This is a genomic window from Faecalicoccus acidiformans (assembly GCF_014202635.1).
In the GTDB taxonomy this organism is placed as follows: domain Bacteria; phylum Bacillota_I; class Bacilli_A; order Erysipelotrichales; family Erysipelotrichaceae; genus Faecalicoccus; species Faecalicoccus acidiformans.
Window position 1 is genome coordinate 24,242 of record NZ_JACHHD010000018.1, and the last position, 10,763, is coordinate 35,004.

Annotated in this window: 8 protein-coding genes, 1 tRNA gene and 1 riboswitch; of the genes, 5 read left to right on the top strand and 4 right to left on the bottom strand. The window is 37.0% G+C overall.

Going from position 1 to position 10,763, the window contains the following annotated elements; translation table 11 throughout:
* Nucleotides 1–364 precede the first annotated feature (364 nt).
* Both HNQ43_RS08205 and HNQ43_RS08210 read right to left on the bottom strand, forming a co-directional pair.
* A complete protein-coding gene (locus HNQ43_RS08205; protein ID WP_183376665.1) occupies nt 365–1,315 on the bottom strand; it encodes a type I phosphomannose isomerase catalytic subunit in 951 nt (316 codons plus the stop codon).
* A 1-nt stretch (nt 1,316) separates the two neighbouring features.
* Nucleotides 1,317–2,081: a DeoR/GlpR family DNA-binding transcription regulator gene (locus HNQ43_RS08210; protein ID WP_244957061.1), complete on the bottom strand. Its 765-nt coding sequence runs from the start codon at nt 2,079–2,081 to the stop codon at nt 1,317–1,319.
* A 300-nt stretch (nt 2,082–2,381) separates the two neighbouring features.
* Between HNQ43_RS08210 and HNQ43_RS08215 the strand changes: the two genes are divergently transcribed.
* On the top strand, nt 2,382–2,933 hold the full coding sequence (locus HNQ43_RS08215) for a hypothetical protein (RefSeq protein ID WP_183376667.1): 552 nt from the start codon (nt 2,382–2,384) through the stop codon (nt 2,931–2,933).
* Between the two features lie 422 nt (nt 2,934–3,355).
* Here the strand turns inward: HNQ43_RS08215 and HNQ43_RS08220 are convergent, their stop codons facing one another.
* The gene (locus tag HNQ43_RS08220; protein ID WP_183376669.1) at nt 3,356–4,660 is read right to left on the bottom strand and encodes an RNA-binding domain-containing protein; all 1,305 of its coding nucleotides are present in this window, start codon (nt 4,658–4,660) and stop codon (nt 3,356–3,358) included.
* Nucleotides 4,661–4,909: 249 nt separating this feature from the next.
* Nucleotides 4,910–4,985 (bottom strand) — tRNA-Asn (locus HNQ43_RS08225).
* Between the two features lie 130 nt (nt 4,986–5,115).
* Here HNQ43_RS08225 and HNQ43_RS08230 point away from each other — a divergent pair.
* The 4 genes from HNQ43_RS08230 (at nt 5,116) to pflA (ending at nt 10,626) form a co-directional block, all read left to right on the top strand.
* Nucleotides 5,116–5,994 carry a Cof-type HAD-IIB family hydrolase gene (locus HNQ43_RS08230; protein WP_183376671.1) on the top strand — a complete coding sequence of 293 codons (879 nt, stop codon included), beginning with the start codon at nt 5,116–5,118 and terminating at the stop codon, nt 5,992–5,994.
* Between the two features lie 21 nt (nt 5,995–6,015).
* Nucleotides 6,016–7,446 carry an LTA synthase family protein gene (locus tag HNQ43_RS08235; protein WP_183376673.1) on the top strand — a complete coding sequence of 477 codons (1,431 nt, stop codon included), beginning with the start codon at nt 6,016–6,018 and terminating at the stop codon, nt 7,444–7,446.
* Nucleotides 7,447–7,498: 52 nt separating this feature from the next.
* Nucleotides 7,499–7,580, top strand: a riboswitch (ZMP/ZTP riboswitch).
* A gap of 50 nt (nt 7,581–7,630) precedes the next feature.
* Nucleotides 7,631–9,877: a formate C-acetyltransferase gene (pflB, locus tag HNQ43_RS08240; protein ID WP_183376675.1), complete on the top strand. Its 2,247-nt coding sequence runs from the start codon at nt 7,631–7,633 to the stop codon at nt 9,875–9,877.
* Between the two features lie 5 nt (nt 9,878–9,882).
* Nucleotides 9,883–10,626, top strand: coding sequence for a pyruvate formate-lyase-activating protein (gene pflA / locus HNQ43_RS08245; RefSeq protein WP_183376677.1), 744 nt, complete (start codon nt 9,883–9,885; stop codon nt 10,624–10,626).
* The last annotated feature ends 137 nt before the right edge of the window (nt 10,627–10,763 follow it).

Here is a 10,763-nt window from a genome sequence, read left to right on the forward strand (position 1 = left end):
AAGTGTTATGTCTTTCATAGATTATTGATCAAAGAAAAGAAAATGACTTTGCCAAGATTAATAATTATATCTAGAAATGGATATTATTTTTATCATGATGAAAAACACTGTATGCTTCACCAATTATTTTTTTCTCGATCAATGCAATAGTGATCCAATTTGCTTCGGTTCTGTCAGTATTCTTGAATTCTAAGGTGATGGTTTCTATTCTTATTCAAGACAAAACACAAAGTTATGTATTATTCCTTCTTTCATGATAATAGGAATCCCAACTTCATAAATGTCAATTACATCGTGAATCTGATCTGCAATTTCTAAAATTTTTTTGTATCGGCCAAATCAACTGCAATTTGTAACTTCATTTCTAATTCTCCTTCTCATTTCGATAGGATGCTAAGAATAAATCCATATTTCCGTTGAAATGCATCCATCCCATATGCGAAGGCACTAAAACTGTTTCTCCCTTACGAATGGAGATTCCATTGATGGTACCTTCGCCATCGACGCATGTGTAAAAGGCGAATCTTTCATGAAGAAACTTTCCTTGTTTTTTCACATGGATACGAATCAAAGTATAGAGTCCGGGTTCATCCCAATAGCGAGTCACATCACACCCAAATTCATGGGCTGCAGGATACATCTCGAATTCAATCATTTTGTCTGGTAAATTGACATTTTCATATACAAATTGAGGTTGGATATCTCGCTTTTTTCCAGTGGAGGGATCAATTCGATCATAATCATATAAACGTAAGGTAAGGTCCGCGTTTCTGGAGATATTATAGGTCAGCACTTTTTTTCCGATCGCATGTAAAGTACCAGTAGGAATATCGATAAAACCATTAATTGGTGTAGGTAAATATCGAAGTAATTTATCCCATTTTTTGTTTTTGGTCCATTCAATAAATTCTTCTTTACTTTTCGCATGATGACCGAATTCGATATATCCATCTTCGGGCGCATCTAAAATGACCCAGGCTTCTGGTTTCCCTCTGCCGCCGTTATATTCTTTGGCGAAAGAATCGTCGGGATGGATTTGTATAGACAAGTCTTCATCTGGGTCCAATATATTGACTCGTATTGGTAATTGGTCTGTTTCGCACTCAAACCAATTCGGATGATCAACATACAATTCGGACAATGTACAGTTCATTTCCGGAATTTTACAATCCGCATGGCCTGGCAAGGCAACAACATTGTAAACCTCACCCAGTTGTTCGATATCTGTTTCATAATGAAACTCTTCTCTGAGTCGTTTTCCTTTTCCCCACATTCTTGGTTCGATGTGCGGAGAAATCTTAACAATCTTTTTCATTTCAATCCTCCTTGCTGCTGATGATATTGACTCGATCTTTTAATGCATCATATCTTTGTCGAGAAAGCAGATGATCTGTTATAATGCCGTCAATGCATTCCCAATCGGTAATCGTGTGCAAACCGTTTTGTGCAAACTTAGTACTGTCAACTAGAACATAGACTATATCACTTTGTAGAATCATTGTTTGTTTCAAACTTAGTTCTTGATATGAATGTGTTGTTGGACCAGTACTATCCATGATTCCGGCACTGCCTAATAAACAAATATCTGCATGCACGGATTGTATGAACTTTTCGGCCCAATTCCCGACAAGAGCTTGATTTTTGTCTCGTTTTTTGCCGCCAGTCAAGAATACATTGTTGGTTTCTTTTAAGCTTTCAAATGCTAACAAAGAATTTGTGATAATATTTTTGTCTTCCAGACGGTTTAAATAATCGACACATTGAAGGCAAGTTGAACCGGCATCCAAGAAAATCGTATTTACTTGGCGGCATTCTTCAACGGCTCTTTTCGCTATTTCAGTTTTCTTTTCTATATTCTGCTTGCGAAAATCATATCTTTTTTCGAGGCTTAATATAGATAAACTGGCTCCTCCGTATTCTTTTTGTGCGATTCCCATTTGTTCCAGAATATGCAAGTCTTTTCGGATTGTTTCCATACTTACCTGATGGCATTGCGCTAATTCTTTGGCATTGACATATCCATCTTTTTCTAATCTCTCGACGATTTCTGATAGTCGTTTATGCATTAATCTTTTCTCCATACCATCACTCCTTATTCTAATGAAAATAAATGGATAATCATCTTGCGATTGGTTGCGATTCAATACTATTCTACATCTAACTTTTTTGTCTTGTATACAGGTAAGATTTGGTACTATTATCACTAACAGAAATAATTGGTAAAACAGCCCAATGATCTGTAAATTAATTTAATTGGGCTCGTCATCAATTAACATTTGCAGCTAATATTTTTATATGTAAAAGTTAAAACAACTCATGGTTGCAAAAATTCTGCTGGGGGGGGTAAAATTTAGTTAAACAAATTAAAGGAGAAAGAAAAAATGAAGAAAATGAAAAGGTTATTCTCATTGATTTTGGCTTCGACAATGGGGATGGGACTGGTAGGATGCTCCAGTTCTGCAAATGAAGAAGAAACAACTAAAAAAACGGAAACAGTAGAAAAAGAAGAAACGATTGCATTACCGACAGAAACAATGTCACCAGAAGAAACATTGCAGTTGACTGCCGGTACCGAAATAAAATTAGAGGACCTTGAGAAGATGCCCGATGAGGCTACATTAGAAGAAAATAATTTAATGACGACTTATAATATAGTTAACTCGTTCTTGGATGAAAATGGAGAAAAAGGGAAAGAAATTGAAATGCAAGAAGGTTTAGGGGTGTGTGAATATGATGAACATGGATATCGAGAGCAAGTGGGATCTGATGGAAAAACTCAAGAAATCCAGATAACCGGCATAACTATTGAAGAAATAACAAACTTGGTTCATAACAATGATGGTACAATCACAAAGTGTTTTGTTGATGATTATGATCAAGAGGTTCGAGGAGGAAATATCATTTCAGAAAAGTTGTTAGCCGAACTAAACTGAGAATAAATCAGTTTTACAGATACACCAAAAGCCAGGCAGCTCTATTGCAGAGTTCCTGGCTGATTTTATAGACATTTCGATTAGTATTTTTATAATTTTTCTATTTAGAAAATTAGAGTACATGGCTAATAATATTTTGACAAAAATAAAACACTTTCTTAATTTGCCTTTATTTAAAGCATTTCAAGAAAGTGTTTATTTGCAATGGCGCCTGAAACACAACGAACGATAAATATTAAAACAGATTGATATACGCCGATAACAGCTATTTAAAAGGACTTTTTGAATTTCATTGTGCTTATAAATCGATACAAATTGATACGAATCTGACTAAAAATGTGGTGAGTTTGTGGTGAAAAATTTTAATGGATTCGGCTTTCGTAAAGTATATTTAAAGTATACTTAAAGTTCACTTTTAAAGTCTACTTTGTTATCCATTGACCTTTTTTTCGAGATCCTACTCTTTCCAGAATTCCGAGATTTTGAAGTTTAGCACAAATCTTTTTTGTTGCTCCAAGACTAATTCCTACTTTATCCGCAACGTTCTGGAGCGATAAATTACCATCATGGCTTAAAGCGTCATATACTTTTTTCTGATTTTCAGTTAATCCATTTTTATATAAAACTATATTTTTTCTAGTTGCAACATCGGGTCTATCAAAAGCCAATGGAATTGTTACCTTCAACATCCCATCATCAAAAGAAAATACTTCTTTGCCATATTTTTCAACTATAGTTGGAATTCCATGGCCGCTTTGTTCGGCATATTTGGCTGCCATGAAAATTGTTAACAAGCTTTTATTGACTGGAACGCTAGTCCCTTGATAAAATCCCTCTTTTGATAAAGAAAAGGGAAGACCACCATATGAAACTATTTCGATACGATCATCAAATAAGTAAATGGAAGGTGCTACTTCGTTTTTCCAATCATTGTGTAAGCAGGCATTAATCCAAGCTTCTCGAAAACTAGGAAAATCAAATAAAGGAAGTTCTTCTCTTATTGTATTATTTAGATTCACTTTCATTATATTTATAGTTTCAAAAAATTGCATAACTTCCGAGATAGAAATAAGCAGACATTTTCCTCCATATTCAGTTCTTTTAGACATTACGCTCTTATCAGTTCCTTCAAAGGTAATAACTTTTAAAGAAATAGAATTCCTATCGGATAATAAGTAGGCATTCATGTTGAATTTACCATTTCTGTTTATCAAACCGTAATTTGAGTAAAATTCTCTTGTAGCACTTGGATGGATTCCGTTGCCTGCTAATATGGCGAAAAGTGAATTAAAAGTAGGGTTTTGATTAGGAGATGACTTTTGACGCAAAATATCAGAATCTGAAGTAGAAAGCATTCTTCTCAAAATCTCATTTGATGCATGTTCGTCTGCTGAAACATTACGGATATAATATCTTCCATCAAATGAATATGGTATATCATATCCTCTAGCAAAAACTTTAATATATTTTCTATTAGTTTCGTCTATCAATTCTTGAATATCTGCATAAATTCGAGGTTCAATCTTATCTCTTATTCTATTTCGTATATCCATTAAAGTGTTTTTGCCTATAGAAATTCCACATACATTTCCATCATCTTTTACACCATAATATACAGTGCCTTGACCATGCTTATTAAGCATGGCTACAATTGATTTCAAGCCTTTATCAAGCTGGCCTAACCCTTCTTTAAATTCTTGATATTCATTCTCGATACCGAGATTCATAACGTTCACCTCATTTCATTTAAAGTATACCTTAAGTTTATTTTAAAGTCTACTTTTAAAGTCTACCACAATATTGTTACTTCTATATAAATATGATTGTGTCGATTTAAAATGTAGATTATTATCACTACTAATAACATTCAGAAACAAATGGTTCTGTGGTGAAAATGTGGCGAATTTGCATAAAAATAAAAACACTTTCTCAATTTGCCTTTATTTAAAGCATTTCAAGAAAGTGTTTACTTGCAATGGCGCCTGAAACAAGACTCGAACTTGTGACCTGCCGGTTAACAGCCGGATGCTCTACCGACTGAGCTATTCAGGCAACTGCTCAATTATATTAGCATACACTTTGTTTATGTGCAATAGGAAATAATGAATTTTTTCGATAAAAGTATTGTCTTTTTAGATTTGTCGGTTTTTAATGATGTGTGTAATGAAAAGAAGGGGACAAAATGATCAAAGCTATCGTAATGGACATGGATGGAACTTTGTTGGATCCATCGAATAAAATTATGCCAAAAACAAAAAGTGCATTGATTCAATTACAGAAAAAAGGGATACAGTTGATACTAGCCAGTGGACGGAGTTATACGCGGTTGATGCCGTATGCCACGGAACTGACGATGGATATGCATCGTGGATGGTTATTAGAAGTTGATGGGGTCGCTGTATATGATTTATCAAAGATGGAGAGAACGATCTTGCGCCGAATGACCATGGAAGAAGTTCAAATGGTATTTTCAGACCTTATCCATAGAAATTGCGAAAGTATGGCTTGTTTTGATGACGGAGTCTACGATTATTTTCCAGATGAAATACGTCAGATTAAAAAGACTATACGGATTAAGGAAAACCTGCCGGAAGATTTTCCTTGGACTGGAGGACCTTGGGGTTGGTTGGCAGATATGAGAGATGGTTATCCGAACATTCATTACATAACACATGTATCTGAGATTTCGCCACCTATCAATAAAATTCAACTTATGCAGGAAGAACAAGAAATCCAGTTTTTGTATCAAGTGTTGGCAGAGAAGTTTTTAGATTTTAATGTATTCCGTACAGCACCACGTCAATTGGAAATCTTGCCTAAAGGAGTTTCAAAAGGAGAAACCCTAGAGAAGATCATGGAGCGGGAAGGATGGACAAAGGATGAAGTCCTGGCATTCGGCGATGGCGAAAATGATGTTAGCTTATTTGATGTGGTAGAAAATAGTTTTGCGATGGGACAAGCCAAAGCGTATGTTAAAGAGCGGGCAAAACATGTAACAGCTTCAAATAATCAGGAAGGAATATGGCAAGCCCTTTACAAACTTGGCTTGCTTGAAGATTGAATAGTTCGATAAAAAGGAAGGTTGGATGAGTTGTTGAACTTTTTGATAGTATTGTTGGGATCGGTATTGGCTAGAACGGTTGCATGGGCATTTTCCTATTTTGGACTTTCTTCATTTGAACAACTGGTTTTTCATATCAAAGTCCCGTTGGAAGGAACAAATAAACGATTTTTAGTGGATTGGCTGCGCCTGTGTTTTCTATATGGCTTGATTCTTTCGCTCCTAATCTATATTCCTCTTTATTTTTTAGATCTATTAAATGAATTATCTTGGATTTGGTTTTTTCTTTGTTTGATTTATTCTGCAGGGAAAGTAGGACTGTTTACTTATATCCTTCATCAGTTTCAAACCAGCGATCTTTATGAAAAAGAATATATTCATCCAGATCAAGAGTCTATAGGAATACCTAAAGAGAAAAAGAATTTAATCCATATTTATTTGGAATCTATGGAAACCACATATGCGAAGAAGGAAGATGGAGGAGATTCCCAAGAAGATCTTCTTCCTTATTTAACTTCTTTGACCAAAGAAAATCTCTCTTTCTCTCAACACGACAAGATTGGAGGCGGTCTTGTGGTGACAGGCACAGGATGGACTACGGGAGGTATGGTGGCTTCGAGCGCCGGTGTGCCTTTGAATTTTCCGATCACCCATCCATTTTGTACAGATAAAAAGCCATTCATGAAAGGGCTAGTTGGATTGGGCGATATTTTAGAGAAAAATGGATACTCCAATACTTTGATGATTGGTTCTCAAGCTGTATTTGGGGGTCGTAAGTTTTATTATGATCAACATGGAGATTATCAGATCTATGATTTAAATAGAGTGAAACAAGAAGGGTGGCTAGATCAAGATTATCATGAGTTTTGGGGATATGAAGATGAGAAACTGTTTGCTTTTGCGAAAAAGAAAATCTTAGAGTTAGCGCAAAAGCAACAACCATTTAATTTTGAAATGTTGACAGTGGATACACATCATCCATACGGATATCAGCAGAAAGACTGGGATCTTCCTTATACAAAAGGAATCTCAAATTCAATTTATCATACGGATCAACTATTGAATGATTTTATGGAATGGTTGAAAAAACAACCTTTTTATAAAGACACTGTAATCGTGATTCAAGGAGATCACACAAGCATGGCTGCCCAATATATACATTCAACTTATCAAAAGAATTTTGACCGCAGGATCTGGAATGTATTTATCCATCCGCAGAAAAACGCAAAGAAGAGTAAAAATCGAGAGTTTTCAACTTTAGATCTTTTTCCTTCGATTCTTTCGGCTTTGGGATTCTCATTGCCTAAAGGCGGTTTGGGATTGGGGCGTGACCTGTTTGGAGACAAGAAAACATTAGTAGAAAAATATGGTTTAAACACGTTAAATTTGTTCATTAAAAGACGATCTCGCTTCTATCAAGAAGAGATTTTAAAACTTGGAAAAAAAAGCTGATTTTATGGAAGCGTATTCGTTGACACTTTTCGTCTTCTTGGGTATCATGAAATCGTACTTATACGACTGACGGAACTAGTGGAACAGACCACATGAAGTATAAGAGTGTATAGCCGACCGTCTGGGCAGAAAGAAGAGCCCGGAGGCCGGCTTTTCTTACGAAATCACAAGGAGGAAAAAAAGAATGTTTGAACAATGGAAGGGCTTTAAAGGTTCTAAATGGCAAGACGAAGTCAATGTCAGAGATTTTATTCAGCACAATTATGATCCTTATGATGGGGATGAGTCATTCTTGGCGGGGCCAACTCAGGCTACTGAAAAACTATGGGATGCATTGCAGAAACTTCAGAAAGAAGAACGCGCTAAAGGCGGCGTTTTAGATATGGAGACAGAAGTTATTTCAACTTTGACATCTTATGGTCCAGGTTACATCGATGAAAACTTAAAGGATCTGGAACAGATCGTCGGATTACAGACAGATAAACCTTTGAAACGTGCTTTTATGCCATATGGCGGTATCCGTATGAGTATGGAGGCTTGTGAAACATACGGCTATACACCAAGCAAAAAAATCACAGAAGTGTTTACAAAATATCATAAAACACATAATGATGCGGTGTTCAGTGCCTACACGCCAGAAATGCGACTGGCTCGTAAAAACAAAATCATCACAGGACTACCGGATACCTATGGCCGTGGCCGTATCGTAGGAGATTATCGTCGTGTTGCCTTATACGGTATCGATTTCTTAATTGAAGAAAAACAAAAGGATATGGCACTTTGTGGCGACGGAACGATGACAGATGATGTGATTCGTTTAAGAGAAGAAATTGCCGATCAAATCAAAGCTTTGAAAGAGATGAAAGAAATGGCTGCCGTGTATGGTTATGATATTTCACAACCTGCAAAAAATGCGAAAGAAGCAGTTCAATGGGTTTACTTCGGATATTTAGCGGCAATCAAGACACAGAATGGTGCTGCCATGTCGGTTGGTCGTATTTCAACTTTCCTGGATATCTATATGGAACGTGATATCCAAGCAGGAGTTTTAACCGAAGAGCAGGCACAAGAATTAGTGGATCATATGGTCATGAAATTCCGTATGGTGAAATTTGCGCGTATTCCATCTTATAATCAACTTTTCTCTGGAGACCCAGTATGGGCAACTTTGGATGTTGCAGGATTAGGAATGGACGGTCGCCATATGGTTACGAAAACTTGTTTCCGCTTTTTGCATACATTAGAAAATATGGGACCAAGTCCAGAACCGAACTTGACTGTGTTGTATTCGAGTCGTCTGCCAGAGCCATTTAAAAAATATGCAGCAAAAGTCAGTGTTGCCACTTCTTCTTTACAATACGAGAACGATGATGAGATGCGTCCGGAATGGGGAGATGACTATTCGGTTTGCTGCTGCGTCAGTGCAACACAAACAGGAAAAGAAATGCAGTTCTTTGGTGCACGTGCCAATTTAGCAAAATGCTTGCTGTATGCTATTAATGGCGGCATCGACGAAAGAACGAAGATGCAGGTGGGTCCAGAATATAAGCCAATCACGAGCGATGTTTTGGATTATGATGAAGTAATGCATAAATATGATTTGATGATGGATTGGTTAAGTGGATTATATGTCAATACATTAAATCTGATCCAGTATATGCATGACAAGTATTATTATGAATCTGCTTTGATGGCATTGATCGATACCGATGTTCGTCGAACTTTTGCGACAGGTATTGCCGGGTTCTCTCATGTGGTTGACAGCTTGTCGGCAATCAAATATGCAAAAGTGTCGCCAATTCGTGATGAAGACGGCATTGCGATTGATTATAAGATCGAAGGAGATTTCCCACGATATGGAAACGATGACGAAAGGGCCGATGAAATCGCAGTATGGTTGTTGAAGACATTTATGAATAAAATTCGTAAACATCATACATATCGCAACAGTGAGCCAACCACATCGATTTTAACGATTACGAGTAACGTAGTATATGGGAAAGCCACGGGAGCTTTACCAGATGGAAGAAAAGCAGGAGAACCTTTGTCTCCAGGAGCAAACCCATCTTATGGAGCTGAGAAGAACGGCTTGTTGGCATCCTTAAATTCGGTTGCAAAATTACCATATGAATATGCATTGGATGGCATTTCGAACACGCAAACGATCAATCCAGGAGCTTTAGGGCACAGTGATGAGGAAAGAGCAGAAAATCTGGTCCACGTAATGGATGGTTACTTTGATCAGGGTGCGCATCATCTAAATGTCAATGTATTTGGTGTTGAAAAGCTGAAAGATGCGATGGAACATCCGGAAAAAGAAGAGTACCAAAACTTTACGATTCGTGTCAGCGGTTATGCAGTGAAATTTATTGACTTGACGCATGAACAACAGCTGGATGTCATTGCCAGAACCTGTCATGATCATCTATAAGATCTATGAAAGGAAGTATTCATTCAATTGAAACCTTTGGCTCGGTCGACGGGCCAGGGGTTCGTTATGTGATCTTTTTACAAGGATGTAAAATGCGCTGTCAGTTCTGCCATAATGCAGATACTTGGAAGCTCTTAGAGCCAACCCAAGAAGCTAGTGATGTTTTAAAAAAGGCATTGCGCTATCGCCCATACTGGAAACAAAAGGGCGGAATCACTGTTTCGGGCGGAGAACCATTATTACAAATCGATTTCTTGATTGAATTGTTTACACTCGCTAAAAGCGAAGGGGTTCATACCACCTTAGATACATCGGGCCAACCCTTTTCTAAAACGAAAGAGTTTCTAGAAAAATTTGATCGACTTATGGAAGTTACAGATTTAGTTTTACTGGATATCAAACATATCGATGATCAGGCTCATCAGCAACTGACAGGATGGACCAATCAGAATATATTGGAGCTGGCTAGATATCTAGATGAGATCCATAAGCCTGTTTGGATTCGTCATGTTCTGGTTCCTGGTCGAACGGATGAAGATCGGTATCTCATAGAATTAGATGCCTTTATCTCAAGTCTTAATAATGTAGAACGTCTGGAAGTACTGCCGTATCATACTCTAGGGGCATATAAATGGAAAGAACTTGGGATCCCCTATCCTTTAGAAAACATTGACCCCCCAACGGCAGAGCGTATTCAAAATGCGAATAAACTTCTGCATACAAATAGCTATATGAAATACCAAAACTAACCAAAGAAACCAAGGAGATTTAAGATCCCCTTGGTTTTTTTAGATATATTAAATTATGTTGGGGTACACCCTAGCCTTTAAATTGGTTGGGGTGCTTTTCTTGTATCGCTTTAAATTTAAGTGGGGGTCTCGAAAAT

What these genes read in the sequence shown, in the direction of transcription:
- HNQ43_RS08205 (WP_183376665.1), bottom strand. Translation starts at nt 1,315, where the DNA reads ATGAAAAAGATTGTTAAGATTTCTCCGCACATCGAACCAAGAATGTGG.
- HNQ43_RS08210 (WP_244957061.1), bottom strand. Translation starts at nt 2,081, where the DNA reads ATGGAGAAAAGATTAATGCATAAACGACTATCAGAAATCGTCGAGAGA.
- HNQ43_RS08215 (WP_183376667.1), top strand. Translation starts at nt 2,382, where the DNA reads ATGAAGAAAATGAAAAGGTTATTCTCATTGATTTTGGCTTCGACAATG.
- HNQ43_RS08220 (WP_183376669.1), bottom strand. Translation starts at nt 4,660, where the DNA reads ATGAATCTCGGTATCGAGAATGAATATCAAGAATTTAAAGAAGGGTTA.
- HNQ43_RS08230 (WP_183376671.1), top strand. Translation starts at nt 5,116, where the DNA reads ATGATCAAAGCTATCGTAATGGACATGGATGGAACTTTGTTGGATCCA.
- pflB (WP_183376675.1), top strand. Translation starts at nt 7,631, where the DNA reads ATGTTTGAACAATGGAAGGGCTTTAAAGGTTCTAAATGGCAAGACGAA.
- pflA (WP_183376677.1), top strand. Translation starts at nt 9,883, where the DNA reads ATGAAAGGAAGTATTCATTCAATTGAAACCTTTGGCTCGGTCGACGGG.